The sequence below is a fragment of the Methylocystis iwaonis genome, from assembly GCF_027925385.1.
Lineage (GTDB): Bacteria > Pseudomonadota > Alphaproteobacteria > Rhizobiales > Beijerinckiaceae > Methylocystis > Methylocystis iwaonis.
In genome coordinates this window covers 792,420-808,270 of sequence record NZ_AP027142.1, presented here as the reverse complement: position 1 = coordinate 808,270, position 15,851 = coordinate 792,420, and the positions used below count along the sequence as shown (strand labels likewise).

Genomic DNA, 15,851 nt, shown 5'->3' with positions numbered 1-15,851 from the left:
AAGCTCGTGATCAGGAATGCGCTTGCGAGATTTGCCCTGGCCAATTGCGCTTTTTTCATTCTTTGCGCCCCGGCCCCCGCCAAGGACGAGCGGGTTTGGACGCTTTCGGGCCTCGAAGAAAAGAAGCCGGACTTGATTTATCTCAACTACGGCGTTCCCGAGACGGACGACAGCTTCGGCGCCTTTCGCTGCAAGCCCAAGAGCGGCGTCGTGACCTTCTTCGTCTCCGAGACGAGCGGGAAACTCAAACCCGGCAAGAGCGCCACCGCATCGCTTTCCATCGGCGATGTTCAGACGAAAATCGCCGGCAAGCTTTTGCCGAATGAAGAAGCGGGCGTGCCGAGCTTCGAAGGGCGGCTGCCGGCGAATGCCCCGATCTTCGAGGCGATGGCGACGGGCGAGACATTGGCCGCAGTCGTCGGTCCCTCCAAGCAGACCGCGCCGCTGAAGGGCGCGGCAGAGAAGGTGAAGAAATTCGTCGCGGCTTGCGCCAAGCCGTGACGGCGCGGCCTCGTCTTTCGCCCGGCGGGCCGCTACAATGACGTCATGAGCAGCCATCCGCCGCAAGATACGGCCAAAACCATCGCGGGGCTCACCCCCGCGCGCCGTCGCGCGCTCGACATTCTCATCGAGGCCAACCGGCCCGTCGGCGCCTATGAGATGATCGATCTCATGGCGAGCGCCGACGGCAAGCGGCCGGCGCCTGTTTCGGTCTATCGCGCGCTCGCCTTCCTCCTCGACAATGGGCTTGCGCATCGGCTCGAATCGAAAAACGCCTTCGTCGTCTGCGGCCATTGCCATGGCGCCGAGGAGCCGGTGGTGTTTCTCATCTGCGAGGAGTGCGGCGAGGTGAAAGAGGCGACCTCGCCCGGCCTTGCCCGCGAGCTCTCCGCGCTCACCAGCGAAGCGGGCTTCAAGGCGCGCACGCGCGTCGTGGAGATCGCCGGCCGCTGCGCGCGCTGCGCCGGCGCCTGACATGAACGCGCCGGCCTTTGCGCCCCGGATTTTGGCGCCCCGGACTTTGGCGCTGCGGGGCTGTCTCGTCTTCGTCTTCTGCCTCCTCGCGGCGCTGGCCTTGGCCGCCCCGAATTATCCGGCGCTCACCGGCCGCATCGTCGATCAGGCGGGCGTCATCCCGGAAGCGACGCGCGCCAGCCTGCTAACGAAGCTCAAGGATCTCGAAGACAAATCCAGCATCCAGCTTGTCGTCGCGACAATCAAAACGCTGGACGGCTACGACATCGAGACCTACGCCAACGGCCTCTTTCGCTTCTGGAAGCTGGGCGAAGCCAAGAAGAACAATGGCGTCCTTTTCCTCGTGGCGCCCAGCGAGCGCAAGATGCGCATCGAGGTCGGCTATGGGCTGGAAGGCACGCTGACCGATGCGCTCTCAAAGGTGATCCTCGCCAGCGCCGTCGCGCCGAAATTCAAGGCGGGCGATTATGGCGCGGGCATCGAGCGCGGCGTCGAAGGGATCATCGAAATCCTGAGCGGCGACTCGGCGGAATGGGTGAAAAAGGCTGCGCCGGCGCCCTCGGTGGTCGACGAGCTTCTTCCTTTGCTCATTTTCGCGCTCTTCGTTTTCATCTTCATCATGATGGCGCGAAGCGCCGGACGTCCGAAGGATTACCGCCACTATCGCCGCGGCGGTCCGCCGATCGTCATCCTGCCCCCGAGCCGCGGCGATTGGGGCGACGGCGGCTCTTTTGGCGGCGGCTCGTCCTGGGGCGGCGGCGACGGCGGCGGCTTCGACAGTTTCTCGGGCGGCGGCGGTTCGTCCGGCGGCGGCGGCGCCTCGGGAGATTGGTGATGCGGCTGACCGAGCAAGACCTCGAAGCAATCGCTCAAGCCATCGGCAAGGCGGAGCAGAAAACCTCTGGCGAGATCGTTTGCGCTTTGGCGCGCCGCGCGTCGGACTACGCCTATGTGCCGCCGCTCTGGGCCGCTTTTTTCGCGCTCGTCTCGCCCTGGCCGCTCGCCGAATTCACCGATCTTTCCGCCAAGACGATCTACGCCGCGCAGATCGGCGTCTTCATCGTCTGCGCGCTCATCGTCTCCTGGCCGCCGATCCGGCTCGCGCTCACGCCGCGCCTCGTCAAGAAGCGCCGCGCCGAGCGGGCGGCGATCGAGCAATTTTTCTCCCGCGGCGTCTCGGGCACCAAAGGCCGCACCGGCGTGCTGATCTTCGTCTCCTTCGCCGAGCATTACGCCCGCATCATCGCCGACGAGGGGTTGAACGGAAAAATCTCGGACGCGGAATGGAAGGCGGCGCTGGAGCCCCTGCTGACCTGTCTCGCCCAGCGCCGCTGCGCGGAAGGTTTTGTCCTGACGATCGACGAATGCGCGCGCCTCCTCGCGCGCGCCGCGCCGCCCGGCGAAGAAGGCGACGAGCTGCCGGATAAGGTCTATGTGAGTTGAACTTTCGCATAGAGGGCGCGCCCGGCGAGCGCTGCGCCGAACGGTCGCTCGCAAAACGAGCGGTCGGGAATTACCGCCGTCATTGCGAGGAGGCGGAGCCGACGAAGCAATCCAGCGCCGCACCGCTGCCCTGGATTGCTTCGCTTCGCTCGCAATGACGGGCTCTGAGCAAAACGACAGCCCGCCGGGAATGACGCGTCCCCATGCGAGCTATTCAAACGGAAATAGTGTTAGAAGCCCCCTAACCTCGCAAGAGATCAGCCGCGCCGTTCCCGCGCGACCTCGCGCCAGCCGATGTCGCGGCGGCAGAAGCCGCCCGGCCATTGGATGGCGTCGACCGCCGCATAGGCTTTGGCCTGCGCCTCCGAGACGCTGTCGCCAAGCGCCGTGACATTCAGCACGCGGCCGCCCGCCGCCAGCAGCCGCTCCCCCTCCAGGCGCGTGCCCGCATGCGTGACGATAACGTCGTCTATCGCCTCGGCGTTCGCGAGGCCGCGAATTTCCGAGCCGGTCAGCGGCGTGCCCGGATAGCCCTTGGCCGCGAGCACCACGGTGAGCGCCACGCGGTCGCAGAAATGCGGGCGCGCTTCGGGCAGCGCGCCGCGCGCGGCGGCGAGCATGATCGACAGCAAATCATCCTCCAGCCGCGGCAGAATGACCTGGGCTTCGGGATCGCCGAAACGGTTGTTGTATTCGATGAGCTTCGGCCCCTCCGCCGTCAGCATCAATCCGGCGTAAAGCACCCCCGTGAAGGGCGCGCCCTTCTCCTGCATGGCGCGCATCGTCGGCGCGATGATCTCCGCCATGACGCGCCGCTCGATGTCCGGCGTCACGACGGAGGCCGGCGAATAAGCGCCCATGCCGCCGGTGTTCGGCCCCGTATCGCCGTCGCCGACGCGCTTGTGGTCCTGCGCCGTGGCGAAAGGCGCGGCGCGCGTCCCGTCGCAGATGGCGAAGAAGGAGGCCTCCTCGCCCTCTAAGAATTCCTCGATCACCACCTCGGCGCCCGAGCGGCCGAAGAGCCCCGCGAACATCGCCTCCACGGCGCGCTCGGCCTCCTCCAGCGTCTGCGCCACCACGACGCCCTTGCCCGCTGCGAGCCCATCGGCCTTCACGACGATGGGCGCGCCCTTCTCACGCAAATAGGCAAGCGCTTTGTCCTTATCGGCGAAACGTCCATAGGCCGCGGTGGGAATGCCATAGTCGCGGCAGAGATCCTTGGTGAAGCCCTTGGAGCCTTCGAGCTGGGCGGCCGCCTGCGTCGGGCCGAAGGCGAGAATTTCGGCGCGCGCCAGCGCGTCCACCAGCCCGCCGATCAGGGGCTGCTCCGGCCCCACGACGACGAGCGCGACGCCCATCTCGCGGCAGAAGCGGATGACCGCGCCGTGATCCCCCGCGTCGAGATCGATATTCTCGCCCACCCGCTCGGTCCCGGGATTGCCGGGGGCGACATAGAGGCGGGTGAGCAGCGGGCTCTTCCCCAGCGCATTGGCGATAGCGTGCTCGCGGCCGCCCGATCCGATGAGAAGAATGTTCATGCGCTGTCCGCCCGAGTTGAACCGATGCCCGCTTCTAAAGCAGGATTGCGGAAAAGTGGAAATCGGATTTCCACCGGTGATGCGGCGAAACCAAAAATGAGCCGTCTTTCGCCGCGCCGCCAGTCTGCCCGGACGCCCGCCGGACAAGACGCGACGGCGGCCATTTAGCGACGAACGCCATGCTTGCTGGCCATTTATACGGCGCTAGCTACCGGCCCCGGGGGCCATGGCCGGAGTAAAGAAATGTCCATCACCCGAGAGGTCGCCACGCATGAAAATGCGGTTGCGTACGGCGGCTTGATCGACGCTATCGGCGGCGTCGCGACAATCGTCCTGGCCGTCTGCGGCCTGGTCAATATCGCGCCCGTCTACATGACAGCGATCGCGACGATTGTCTTTGGAGTCGCGCTTCTCATCCAGGGCGGCGCCATGGTCTCCGAATATGCGCAGATCGCCTTTCCCGCCGAGACGAGAGGCTTTACGGCCGAACAGTTCGGCGGCAACAGTCTGGCGGTCGTCTTCCTGGTCGGCGCGGCCGGAATCGTGCTCGGCATTCTGGCCTTGCTGGGCATTAATTCGGGCGTGCTCATGCCCGTGGCCGTCATCGCCTACGGCACGGCGCTCGTCCTGAGCAGCAACGCCGTCTGGCATCTCTTCCTGCTGCGCCGCGCCTCGCGCATGCAGGCGGTGACGTCGGGCCGATCGATGATCGGCGGCGAAATGCTCGCAAGCGAAATGGCCTCCGGGTCGGCGGCGCTGCAGGCGCTCGCGGGGCTTGCCGCGATCGTGCTCGGCATTCTCGCATTGGCCGGCAATGTCAACGATCTGACGCTGAACCTCTGCGCGCTGCTCGCCTTGGGCGCCACGCTCGTCCTGACGGGCAGCACGCTCAGCGCGACGGTCATGGGCTTCATGCGGACAACCTGACCCCGCGCCGACCGCTCGTTCCCGGCGGGCCTCAGGCCCAGCCGGGAATTCGGCGTTTGGAGAGCGGGTAGCCGGAACCGCCGGGGCCTCGCGCGCCCCCTCCCCACGGCCGCGAAAATGCTCTAAACACGGCGCCAACTTCTCTCGTTGCGAGGCGATATGGCGCGCCAGTTCATCTACCACATGCAAGGCCTCACCAAGACCTATCCGGGCGGAAAGAAGGTCTTGGACAATATCCATTTGTCTTTCTACCCGGACGCCAAGATCGGCGTGCTCGGCGTCAACGGCGCGGGTAAGTCGACCCTGCTGCGCATCATGGCCGGCATCGACAAGGAATACACCGGCGAGGGCTTCGTCGCGGAAGGCGCGCGCGTCGGTTATCTGCCGCAGGAGCCGCAGCTCGATCCGGCGCTCACAGCGCGCGAAAACGTCATGCTCGGCGTCGCGGAGAAGAAGGCCGTTCTCGACCGCTACAACGATCTCGCCATGAATTATTCGGACGAGACTGCGGACGAGATGACGAAGCTCCAGGACGAGATCGAGGCCAAGGGCCTGTGGGACCTGGACAGCCAGGTCGATCAGGCCATGGACGCGCTCGGCTGCCCACCCGACGACGCCGACGTCACCAAGCTCTCCGGCGGCGAGCGGCGCCGCGTGGCGCTCTGCCGCCTGCTGTTGGAGCAGCCCGACATGCTGCTGCTCGACGAGCCGACGAACCATCTCGACGCCGAGACGGTGAACTGGCTCGAGGGCCATCTGCGCAATTACCCGGGCGCGATCCTGATCGTCACCCACGATCGCTACTTCCTCGACAATGTCACGGGCTGGATTTTGGAGCTCGATCGCGGCCGCGGCATTCCCTATGAGGGGAATTACACGAGCTGGCTGAAGCAGAAACAGAAGCGCCTCATGCAGGAGGCCTCCGAAGACAAAGCCCGCCAACGCGCGCTGGAAGCCGAAAGCGAGTGGATCGCCTCCTCGCCCAAGGCCCGCCAGGCCAAGAGCAAGGCGCGCATCCAGCGCTATGAGGAGCTCGTCGCCAAGCAGGGCGAGAAGGCGCCGACCACCGCGCAGATCATCATTCCGGTGGCGGAGCGCCTCGGCGGCAATGTCATCGACTTCGAGCACATCACCAAGGGCTTTGGTGAAAATCTCCTGATCGACGATCTCTCCTTCAAGCTGCCCCCTGGCGGCATCGTCGGCGTGATCGGCCCGAACGGCGCGGGTAAAACCACGCTCTTCCGCATGATCACCGGCCAGGAAACGCCCGACAAGGGCACGATCACCGTCGGCGACAGCGTGCAACTGGGTTACGTCGATCAGTCGCGTGACGCGCTGCACGCCAATAAGACCGTCTGGGAAGAGATCTCCGAAGGCAATGAGGTGATCTATCTCGGCAAGCGCGAGATCAACTCCCGCGCCTATTGCGGAGCCTTCAACTTCAAGGGCTCCGACCAGCAGAAGAAAGTCGGCCAGCTCTCGGGCGGCGAGCGCAATCGCGTGCATCTCGCCAAAATGCTCAAGAGCGGCGCCAATGTTCTGCTGCTCGACGAACCGACCAACGATCTCGACGTCGACACCTTGCGCGCGCTCGAAGAAGCCCTCGTGGATTTTGCCGGCTGCGCCGTCATCATCTCGCATGATCGCTTCTTCCTCGACCGCATCGCCACGCATATCCTCGCCTATGAAGGCGACTCGCATGTGGAGTGGTTCGAAGGAAACTTCGCCGATTACGAGGAAGACAAGAAGCGCCGCCTGGGCGTCGACAGCGTCATCCCGCACCGGCTGAAGTATAAGAAGTTCGCAAGATAATCCTCACTGCGCCGGGCCGTGTTTTCCCGCACTGAGGCCCGGCGCATTGGCCTTTACCTTCGTCTCGCGGCTTGAAAGTTCGTGACATGAAGGTCCAATCGCAAAAACCTTTCCTTTGGATTCCTGGCCAGGGCTGCGACGCCGCCGCCCTCGCGCGCATGCGCGCCGCCTTCCCCCGCCCGCGCCAGCCCATGGGCGAAGCCTGGTTCATGGGCGAGACCCGCGCCATGTTTTGTGATTTGCTCGGCGATCTCTCAACGCTGCCGATCGGCGACATTCAGACAGCCCTCTTTGAAATCGCGAGCGGCACAAAAAATTTTGGCGAGCGCGCCGAGTGGACCGATTGGTATCACCATATTCTCGCACAAACCCTGCCGCGCGCTCACGAAAGACATATCAGCAGCTATGTCGAGACGCTCATCACGACCTTCATGTCCCTTTATTTCGATGGCGTGACGCGTGAACCCTATAAAGGCTTCCGGCGCGACGCGCTGAATACGCTCGGCCGCTCGATAATGAACCCTGAGTGCTGGGACGGCGAGCGGATCAGGATCGGGCGCTTCCTCCACCGCGAATATAATCCGCGTGTCGGCGTCTGGTTCTGGCGCGACGCCTCAGGCGACTTTTCCGCCTCCATGTTTTTCTGCCTGAAATACCTCGACGCCGAAGAAATCGCGCCTTGGCTCCGTTCGGTCCTCTCGATTCCCAATCCGCATTGGCGGGCGCAGATCATGGTTTGGTTCATCGGCGCATATGACCTTCTCACAGGTCGGATCGTCGATCCCTCGCGCTACGAAATTTCGGATTGCCCGAGCGTCTACTGGGACAGCGCTCATCTGCTGACCCGCGCCGCCTCAGACGGAGCGCCGACGCATTTTTTGCCCCAAGCCAATCGCGACGCGGCGCTGACGACCTTGGCGGCGGTTATGCTAGATGAGGTCTACCTCGACTGGCTGTGCTCTATCGCGGCGTTCGATTATCTGGAAAGCGAGCTTGCGGATTTGCCCGAGCGCTTTCGGATGCTCTACATTTTAGGCGCGGCGCCCTGAGCATGCCACGGTTCGGACCCACAGCGCGCCTGCATGTACCGCAGAGGCTAGCAGCCCGTCCGCCCGAACGCCTTCCGCAGCTCGTCCTTCGCCGCCTCCAGCACGCGCCGCCGCTCCGGGGCCAAATCCTTACCGGCGCGGTTGATATAAAAAGTGAGCATCGACATCGCTGAACGAAACGGCGTCGTCTTGCGGCGCGTGCTCGCCTCCGCCGAGCGTTTCAGCGACTGCGCGATCGCCTCGGGATCGTCGCGTGTAAAGACCCCCGCTTCGAGATCGAGCGCATTGCTGTGGCGCGTGACCTCGTTCGACCAGTAAGCGTTTTTGTCGTCCCGGCGCGCCATTCGTCCAGAAGTAGTCGGCGTCGGTGGGATCGAAAGGCCCGGCCGCGATCGCGGCCGGGCCGAGGTCACTGAAATTGCTCCTGAAAACCCGGCCCCTTGATTTGCCCCAGAAACAACTGCAACAACACGATTAAGGTGACGCTTTCGTTACGGGCCCGCCGTGCGGCCGCACACATGGCCGCCGCTTGGCTGGTCCACAGGCTCCCAGCCTACCGCCACGATTTCGCCATCTGGGCGTGGCGAGCTAGCCGAGTTGCGATTCATGCGGGCGATCGAGGGAATGTATTGAATGAAGTCAACGACCTGTGCCGCAACCTTGGCGGCTCTCGTCCTCGCCGGATGCGTCCAGACGGAATCGCCAGTGGCCTCCGCCCCAGAATCCTACGTCAATGAGCCCCGCCCGGAGACGGCGCTGACCGGCAAGGACGCGCTTCACGCCCGCATCGCCCATTTCGCCCGGATCTACGATATTCCCGAATCGCTCATCCATCGCTCGGTGCGGCGCGAGAGCAATTACAATCCGGCCGCCCGCCACGGTCCCTATTGGGGCCTGATGCAAATCCGGCACGATACCGCCAAGGGCATGGGCTACTCGGGCCCGGCGAACGGGCTGCTCGACGCCGAGACCAACCTCACCTACGCCGTGCCTTATCTCGCCAACGCCTATAAGCTCGCGGGTGGCAGCGAAACGCGCGCGATCCGGCTCTATGCCGGCGGCTATTATTACGAGGCCAAGCGGCGCGGCATGCTCGGCCTCCTCCACAAGGAAGCGCTGTCGCCGGAGTGACGCCCGTTTGAACGGCTCGGATTGCCGTTTGTCATTCCCCGCGGGCTGAAAGCCCGACCGGAATCCAGAGCAGCAAAGGCGCTGGTTTTGCTCGGCGCCCGTCATTGCGAGCGAAGCGAAGCAATCCAGAACAGCGATGCGGCCCTGGATTGCTTCGTCGGCTCCGCCTCCTCGCAATGACGGCGGGGAACCGACCAAGAATCCAGAGCCACAAAGCGCTGGTTTTGTTCTGGATTGCCGATCGCTCACTCAAGTGAGCGGCGCGAATGGCGCCGCACCAATCAAGGAACTGATAAAATTTACTGCGCCTTGGCGGCGCCGGGCGTGAAGGTGGAGCGCACGCGCCCGCCTTGCGCGCCGCCGCCCTGCACGGTCGCCATCCCGGTCGTCACGTCGTAGACGAGCCGCTCGCCTTTCACGATATTGTCGCCCTGGGTCAGGGTCACATTGCCGGAGAGATAAACCTTGCTCTCGGCCTTATCGTATGTGCCGTGGTCGCCCGTGCCGATCTGATCTTTCGAGACCAGCGTCACGGGCCCGTCGGCCTCGATATGCTTGACGCGGTCGTCGCTGTTCGCGCCGCCCGGCGCGCCCTTGCCCTCGAGCAAGATCGTGATGCGCGTGGCCTTCAGCGTCGAAGGGCCATTGGTGACGATCACGCTGCCCGAATAGACGAGCTTCTGCTCGTGGTCGAAATAATCGAGCTTTCCCGCGTCGATATTGAGCGGGTCCTTGGCGGTGGCGCCGGGAAGAATGCCGCCCGAACGGCCCTTGGCGGCGACGGGCGCCGCCGCGGCGGCGAATAGCGCGGCGAGGCCGGCGAGGATGATCTGACGTTTCATGCTTGTCTCATTGGGCCGCGGTCGGCTTGCTTGCCTGCGCCGGCGGGCCGTCCTCGCCATACAGCACGGAACGGACATTGCCGGAAAAGCTGGCGCGGCGCTCTTTTTGCGAAAACGTGACCGAGTCGGCGACGACCTGGCCGCCGTCGATGTCGAGGGTGACCGGCTTGTCGGAGGTCATCACGCTGGCCCTGAAATCCATGGCCGCGCTCTCCATCCGCATATCGAAACTCTTCTTGTCGGAGATGACCACGCCGCCGCTCATATCGGCGCGGTCGTCTTTGGTGCTGTAGCGGGCCTTGGCCGCGGTGAGCACGACGGGCTTTTCGCCCTGCGTTTCCACGCGCACGTCCAAGCCGTCGAGATCGAAAAGCTCCGGCGTCGTGATGTCCTGCACGCCGACGCGCGCCCGGATCTCATAGGGTTTGCCGTCCTTGCGGTAACCGACGAGCTTCGGCGTCTCGATCACGATGCGGGTGCCTTTGAGGGCGACGCGCGACAGGCTCAAATCGATGGGGAGAAATCGCAGAGAGCTCACCACGAGCCCGAGCGCGACCAGACCGACCGTGCCCCCGACGCCCCACAGAATCCAGCGCCGCAGCCGCGTGACGCGGGCCGTGTGGCGCAGAGCGTCGGGAAAGGCGCTTTCGCGGCGGGCCGTCAAAGCGGCGAGCCGGTCGCGGCCGCCGGGCGGCGGCGCGCGCAGACCCGTCCCCGACGGCGGCGCGCCGGCAGAGGGTGGGGCCGGTCTCACGTCAGCGGCGCCGCTGTTGCTCATGTCTCGATCATCGGGCGGCGGGGTGGCGAATTCGAGGCGCCCGCTGCTCATTCATGGGAAAAGATGTCCGTCTCCGGCCAGCCGGCGATGTCGAGCTGGGCGCGGGCCGGCAGGAAGTCGAAGCACGCCTGGGCGAGCTCCGTCCGCCCCTCGCGGGCCAGCATGACGTCGAGCTTCTCTTTGAGCTGGTGCAGATAGAGAACGTCGGAGGCGGCGTAAGCCTGCTGGGCGTCGGTGAGCGTCGCGGCGCCCCAGTCCGAAGATTGCTGCTGCTTCGAAATCTCGACGCTGGCCAGCTCGCGCACGAGCTCCTTCAGCCCGTGCCGATCGGTATAGGTGCGCGTGAGCTTGGAGGCGATCTTGGTGCAATAGACCGGCGCCGGCATGACGCCGAAGGTCTTGGCCAGGATCGCCAGATCGAACCGGGCGAAATGGAACAGCTTCAACACCTTCGGGTCGGTCAGCAGCCGCACCAGATTGGGCGCGCTGGTCTGGCCCTTGGCGATCTGGACAAGTTCGGCGTCGCCGTCGCCGAAGGAAAGCTGAACAAGACACAGCCGGTCGCGGTGCGGATTGAGGCCCAGCGTCTCGGTGTCGATGGCGACGATGGGCGATGTCGTAACCGCCGAGGGGAGGTCGCCTTGGTGCAGTCTGATGGTCATAGCGCCCGATTCGTTAGGAAGGCTTTCCCCATCCTATTCGAAAAGGCGGACGCATGTCTAAAATCCGCCTTTATTCCTTACCGCGGGCGCCGGGGCCGGTGGTGAAAGGATTCTCGCCCTGTTGAAGCCGCTCCCCGACGAACCGGGCCCAGCCGATCAGCAACTCCGCGATAGAAACCGTAATGGCCGCGTAACGGAAGTCGCGATTCCCGGCGAGCGCCCGCAAGGACAGGCCGAGGTAATGCGCTTCCACCAGCGCCTGCTCCAGCTTCGCGAGATCGCCTTCCGGCCCATGGGTGGCCTCGGCCTCGTCGATCTCCGCCATAGAAAATAGCTCCTGTCCGGTAATGTTGGCGTCCGCCAGCGGCAACAAGCGCGACCTTGGCGCGGCGACGAACATTACACGGCGGTAACATGCCACTGTAACTCAGTCGTTGCCGCAACAAGTCTGATTTGAAACGCTTTTTAACGAATGGACAGAAAAGCGCGCGCGGACGCGCCTGGCCGCATCCTAAAAAAATGGGTTAGCGGCGCCAGGCCCCGAAAGCGCGCACGCCCCTTGCCAGAGGAGCGGCGCGCGTCCACTCTCCGGCCGCATCACAGCGCATCGCAGGATTCCCGCGTGGCCGACGAGACAAACATCTTCAATGGCGCCGACCGGCGTTTCAACGCCGTCTTCATCGAAGTGTCGATACGGCTCTTCGTGATCGGTTTCCTGGTCTATTGGACCTTCGTCATCATCCAGCCCTTCGGGGCGATGATCGTCTGGAGCGTCGTTGTCGCGGTTGCGCTCTTTCCGCTCTTCGACAAGCTCTCGTCCTGGCTCGGCGACCGGGGCACGATCGCCGCCGCCCTCATCACCGTGGCGGCGCTGATCCTGGTCATCGGCCCCGTGACATGGATGGGCGTCGGCGTCATCGACCCGGTCAAAGGCGTGATCGCCGGCTTGAACAATGGCGACATCGCCGTTCCGCCGCCGCCGGAATCGATCAAAAGCTGGCCGATCGTCGGGGCGCAGATCCACGCCTATTGGGAGCTCGCCTCGACCAATCTCAAAAGCGCGCTCGCGCAGATCCTGCCGGAGCTCAAGCCTGTCGGCGAATATCTGCTGTCCATGGCCCGCAATGCGGGCCTCGGCACGCTGAAATTCCTGTTGTCGGTGATCCTCTCGGGCTTTTTGCTCGCCTATGCGAGCCAGCTCATGATCGGCATGCGGGCCCTGGCGCGGCGCATCGATCCGGCCAATGGGGAAAAATATCTCAGCCTTGCCGGCGCCACCATCAACGCCGTGTCACGCGGCGTGATGGGGCTCTCGATCATGCAGGCGGTGATCGGCGGCCTGGGCATGTATCTTGCCAACGTCCCGGGCGCGAATCTGCTGTCGGTCGCCATACTGGTGCTCGGCATTATTCAGATCGGGCCGCTGGTGATCGTCGCGCCGGTGGTTTTCTGGGCCTGGACAAATCTGTCGACCCCCGGCGCGATCGGCCTGACGATCTGCATGCTGAGCGTCAATTACATGGACAATGTGTTGAAGCCCTTCATCTTCGCACATGGGCTCTCGACGCCGATCCCGATCATCTTCATCGGCGTGATCGGCGGCGTGCTCGCCCATGGCGTCGCGGGCCTCTTCGTTGGCCCGGTGGTGCTCGCCGTCGTCTGGGAGGTGGGAAGCGCCTGGGTTGCGGAGGAAATCGCGTCGACGACGCCCGAAAAGGCCGCCGCCAAGGAGGCGCCGCCCCAGCTTTTGTCTTCGTCCCGCAGCGGGGCTGAAGCCGTTTGAAACCCCCTGGACCGCGAGCCTTCAGGCTCGCATAGGCTGCTGAGATAGTGGCGATAACGCCCCTTGTGCTTCGAGACGCCTGCTGCGCAGGCTCCTCAGCATGAGGATCTTTTGCTACTTCTCTCAAACACTTAGGCCTCATCCTGAGGAGCGAGCAAAGCTCGCGTCTCGAAGGACGAGGCCGCCTCCGAGGTTCGTCTACAGACTGCGCGAGCCTTCAGGCTCGCTTTTCCCTGAGAAAGATTCCTGGAGCGAGCCTGAAGGCTCGCGATCCGTTGTCAGCGGCCCCGCAGCGCCTGCAGCACTTTCAGGCTTGCCCTGCCGTTGCGCGGCAGGCCGACGCGGCTCTGATAGTCGGCGATGGCTTCCTTCGACTTGGTCCCGATCACGCCATCGGGGTCGCCGACCTCATAGCCCGCGCGGATCAGAAGCGACTGCAGCTCCCGCCGCTCCGCCCGCGACAGGCCCGGATCGTCCGTGGGCCAGGGCGTCTGAATGCCGGGACGCCCGCGCAGCCGGTCGGAGAGCACGCAAATCGCGAGCGCATAAGACTCAGCCGCGTTATAGGCGTAGACCGCGTCGAAATTCTTGGTCACGAGAAAGGCCGGACCGTTGCGTCCCGCCGGCAGCAGTAGGCCCGCGGCGCCGCCGCCGAGCCCGCTCCCGTCGAGACGAGTCACGCCGCGCGACTCCCAAAAGGACATCGGCTGCTTATGCGTGCGGCCGGAGGGGCCGGAATAGCCCTCGGGCAGACGCACCTCGAAGCCCCAGCGCTCGCCCGAGCGCCAGCCGCTCTTTCTCAGATAATTGGCGGTGGAGCCGAGCGAATCGGCTGCCGAGCTCGCAATATTGCGACGCCCGTCACCATCGAGATCGACGGCCGTCCCTAAGAAGGTCGAGGGCATGAATTGCGTGTGGCCGAAGGCGCCGGCCCAGGAGCCGATGAACTCATCGGCGCGAATGTCGCCGCTATCGAGAATCTTGAGCGCGGCGACGAATTCCTTGCGCCAATAGTCGTTGCGCCGCGGGGCCTCGCAGGCGAGCGTGGCTAGCGACTGCACGACCGGGCGTTTGCCGAAGCTCTTGCCGAAATCGCTCTCGACGCCCCACACAGAGACGACGGTCGCCGGATCGACGCCGTAATGCCCCTCGGCCGACTGCAGCGCATGGCCGTATTTATGCAGCATCGCGCGCCCTTCCTCGACGCGCTCCTCGTCGACGAGGCCGGCGACATAATCCCAGACCGGGGTCGTGAACTCCGGCTGCTTGTCCATGAAACTGACTGCGTCATTGGGCTCCAGACCGTCCGTCGCCGAGGCAATTGTCTGCTGGCTGACGCCGGCGCCCGCCGCCGTGTGACGCAGGCTCGAGAGACAGGAAGACCATTCCGCGCGGGCGGGGGCCGCAAGGAGGAGAAGCGCGGCCGAGGCCAGGAGGAGGTGATTCGCCTTCATGCAGGAAGGGTAGCCCAACAAGGGTTGTTTTTCATTCGCCATGCGCACGCTCGGCGCGTTGTCTCGGGCGCGGCAGGCTCGCTCTGTCGCCGCGCGCCGTTCGCCAGCGTTAACCGCCGCGCGCTTCGAAAATAAGGCGCAAGGAAGGAATTGTGGCGAACATACAAAATGCGCCGCCGGCGCATCACCGGCGGCGATCAAGATCGGTTGCGAAGAATTCGAGCAGTTCCAGCCCGCCTAGACAGGCCGGTTCGCGTTCCTGTTGCGGACCGGGCCCATGCGCTCCACGCCCTGAGCGTAGCTGATCACGTCATATTTGGCGTTGAAGCCCAGCGCCGCGTCGGCGACGGCGTCGGTCTTGCCGGCGGTGGAGAGCTTCTTGAGGTCGCCCTTCTCGAGATAGAGCAGCTCGAGCAGCTCGTTATAGACCGTCGCCTCGTCGATCGGCAGCACGTTATAGGTAATGCCGTCGATCTCGACCTCATATTTGGCGAGGAGGTCGATGTTGTTGCAGAAAATGAAATACTTCCCCTCGGGCGAGAACAGGCCCTTCGTCACCGAGGCAAGGTCGGTCAGCCATTCGAAGGAATGAAGATAACAAGCAAAGAACGGAATTGTCGGTTCTCCGACATTCGCGATTGCAATCACCTGGTCGACCGAACGCTCCGGCGGGCGCTTCTCATCGGCGAGCGTCTCCGCGAAAATCAGCGCCAATTCGCCACGAAAGCCATAACGGCCGGGCTTTTCCGTGGGGCCCTTGAGGACTGCGTTGAGAAGGCGGCCCTGCTCCTCGAGGGTCTTGAAGGCGGTATCGAGAATGCTCGTCATGTGGTTACTCTTCGCCATTGGAATTGGTGCGGCGAAGAACGAGCAACCGACGTGCCACTGCGCAAAAAATGAGCGCCGGACCGCATGCAGCGGTCCGGCGCTCTGTCTCTTATGCGAGATCCGCTTGGTTGGTTCGCTGTCATTCCCGACGCTCGCAAAGCGAGCGATCGGTAATCCGGGGCAACACGAGCTACTGTGGCTCTGGATTCCCGGTCGGGCTTTCAGCCCGCCGGGAATGACATGCCGCGAGGCAAGCTGTTCAAACGGAAATGGACTCGTGGAGTCTCTTATTCGCAGATACGGCGCGGGCGCGAGCCGATTTCGACGCCATATTCGTCGAAGACAGGGCGGCGCTCGACCCAGCAGCGCGGCGGCGGCGGCGGCGGCGGGGCGTAATAGACCGGCGGCGGCGGAGCCGGCTGAGCCAGTGCGCCGCCGGCGATAGCGCCGAGCGCGAAGCCGCCGATGCCCGCGGCCACAGCGGCGCCAGCCGAATCCGCCCGCGCCGGCGCGGCCGCAAGCGTCAAAGCCCCGATCGCCGAGACGGCGAGGATCGCGGCGGTGGTTTTTCTCATCCCGATTCTCCCAAAAAGCGGCCGCGGCTCTCAAAAAGCCTGCGACATCGCGAC

Annotated in this window: 18 protein-coding genes; 9 read left to right on the top strand and 9 right to left on the bottom strand. The window is 64.5% G+C overall.

Features of this window, described 5'->3' with window-relative positions:
- Positions 1-6: 6 nt before the first annotated feature.
- The 4 genes from QMG84_RS03845 to QMG84_RS03830 are packed head-to-tail and all read left to right on the top strand — an operon-like array spanning position 7 to position 2,418.
- Positions 7-501 (top strand): hypothetical protein, encoded by a 495-nt coding sequence (locus tag QMG84_RS03845; protein WP_281930580.1) that lies wholly within the window; start codon positions 7-9, stop codon positions 499-501.
- 45 nt (positions 502-546) lie between these two features.
- Positions 547-975 carry a Fur family transcriptional regulator gene (locus QMG84_RS03840; RefSeq protein WP_202073112.1) on the top strand — a complete coding sequence of 143 codons (429 nt, stop codon included), beginning with the start codon at positions 547-549 and terminating at the stop codon, positions 973-975.
- 1 nt (position 976) lies between these two features.
- Positions 977-1,810 carry a TPM domain-containing protein gene (locus QMG84_RS03835; protein ID WP_281930577.1) on the top strand — a complete coding sequence of 278 codons (834 nt, stop codon included), beginning with the start codon at positions 977-979 and terminating at the stop codon, positions 1,808-1,810.
- Positions 1,810-2,418: a TPM domain-containing protein gene (locus QMG84_RS03830; RefSeq protein ID WP_281930576.1), complete on the top strand. Its 609-nt coding sequence runs from the start codon at positions 1,810-1,812 to the stop codon at positions 2,416-2,418. The genes QMG84_RS03835 and QMG84_RS03830 overlap by 1 nt, the downstream gene beginning before the upstream one ends.
- A gap of 257 nt (positions 2,419-2,675) precedes the next feature.
- On the opposite strand, the gene purD is transcribed toward QMG84_RS03830, so the two are convergent.
- On the bottom strand, positions 2,676-3,956 hold the full coding sequence (gene purD, locus QMG84_RS03825) for a phosphoribosylamine--glycine ligase (protein ID WP_281930575.1): 1,281 nt from the start codon (positions 3,954-3,956) through the stop codon (positions 2,676-2,678).
- A 243-nt stretch (positions 3,957-4,199) separates the two neighbouring features.
- On the opposite strand from purD, the gene QMG84_RS03820 reads away from it, so the two are divergent.
- From QMG84_RS03820 to QMG84_RS03810, 3 genes are all read left to right on the top strand, one after another.
- Entirely contained in the window at positions 4,200-4,883 is a 684-nt protein-coding gene (locus QMG84_RS03820) for a hypothetical protein (RefSeq protein WP_281930573.1), read from the top strand.
- Positions 4,884-5,042: 159 nt separating this feature from the next.
- Positions 5,043-6,695: an energy-dependent translational throttle protein EttA gene (gene ettA, locus QMG84_RS03815; RefSeq protein ID WP_202073042.1), complete on the top strand. Its 1,653-nt coding sequence runs from the start codon at positions 5,043-5,045 to the stop codon at positions 6,693-6,695.
- 86 nt (positions 6,696-6,781) lie between these two features.
- The gene (locus QMG84_RS03810; protein ID WP_281930571.1) at positions 6,782-7,744 is read left to right on the top strand and encodes a hypothetical protein; all 963 of its coding nucleotides are present in this window, start codon (positions 6,782-6,784) and stop codon (positions 7,742-7,744) included.
- Between the two features lie 47 nt (positions 7,745-7,791).
- Here the strand turns inward: QMG84_RS03810 and QMG84_RS03805 are convergent, their stop codons facing one another.
- On the bottom strand, positions 7,792-8,088 hold the full coding sequence (locus QMG84_RS03805) for a DUF3175 domain-containing protein (RefSeq protein ID WP_202073044.1): 297 nt from the start codon (positions 8,086-8,088) through the stop codon (positions 7,792-7,794).
- 289 nt (positions 8,089-8,377) lie between these two features.
- Here QMG84_RS03805 and QMG84_RS03800 point away from each other — a divergent pair, with 289 nt between their 5' ends.
- On the top strand, positions 8,378-8,875 hold the full coding sequence (locus tag QMG84_RS03800; RefSeq protein WP_461649592.1) for a transglycosylase SLT domain-containing protein: 498 nt from the start codon (positions 8,378-8,380) through the stop codon (positions 8,873-8,875).
- A gap of 299 nt (positions 8,876-9,174) precedes the next feature.
- Here QMG84_RS03800 and QMG84_RS03795 read toward each other — a convergent pair whose 3' ends face one another.
- The 4 genes from QMG84_RS03795 to QMG84_RS03780 form a co-directional block, all read right to left on the bottom strand.
- Positions 9,175-9,717, bottom strand: a complete 543-nt coding sequence (locus QMG84_RS03795; protein ID WP_281930567.1) for an LptA/OstA family protein — start codon at positions 9,715-9,717, stop codon at positions 9,175-9,177.
- Positions 9,718-9,724: 7 nt separating this feature from the next.
- Positions 9,725-10,495, bottom strand: a complete 771-nt coding sequence (lptC, locus tag QMG84_RS03790; RefSeq protein WP_281930565.1) for an LPS export ABC transporter periplasmic protein LptC — start codon at positions 10,493-10,495, stop codon at positions 9,725-9,727.
- Positions 10,496-10,542: 47 nt separating this feature from the next.
- Complete coding sequence (locus tag QMG84_RS03785) at positions 10,543-11,157, bottom strand: ribonuclease D (RefSeq protein WP_281930563.1); 615 nt, start codon at positions 11,155-11,157, stop codon at positions 10,543-10,545.
- 70 nt (positions 11,158-11,227) lie between these two features.
- Positions 11,228-11,482 (bottom strand): hypothetical protein, encoded by a 255-nt coding sequence (locus tag QMG84_RS03780; RefSeq protein ID WP_202073048.1) that lies wholly within the window; start codon positions 11,480-11,482, stop codon positions 11,228-11,230.
- 297 nt (positions 11,483-11,779) lie between these two features.
- Between QMG84_RS03780 and QMG84_RS03775 the strand changes: the two genes are divergently transcribed.
- The gene (locus QMG84_RS03775) at positions 11,780-12,940 is read left to right on the top strand and encodes an AI-2E family transporter (protein ID WP_281930560.1); all 1,161 of its coding nucleotides are present in this window, start codon (positions 11,780-11,782) and stop codon (positions 12,938-12,940) included.
- Between the two features lie 278 nt (positions 12,941-13,218).
- Here QMG84_RS03775 and QMG84_RS03770 read toward each other — a convergent pair whose 3' ends face one another.
- From QMG84_RS03770 to QMG84_RS03760, 3 genes are all read right to left on the bottom strand, one after another.
- On the bottom strand, positions 13,219-14,436 hold the full coding sequence (locus QMG84_RS03770) for a lytic murein transglycosylase (RefSeq protein WP_434085970.1): 1,218 nt from the start codon (positions 14,434-14,436) through the stop codon (positions 13,219-13,221).
- A 195-nt stretch (positions 14,437-14,631) separates the two neighbouring features.
- Entirely contained in the window at positions 14,632-15,222 is a 591-nt protein-coding gene (locus QMG84_RS03765; protein WP_202073050.1) for a hypothetical protein, read from the bottom strand.
- Between the two features lie 287 nt (positions 15,223-15,509).
- On the bottom strand, positions 15,510-15,797 hold the full coding sequence (locus QMG84_RS03760) for a hypothetical protein (protein WP_281930559.1): 288 nt from the start codon (positions 15,795-15,797) through the stop codon (positions 15,510-15,512).
- Positions 15,798-15,851 lie beyond the last annotated feature (54 nt).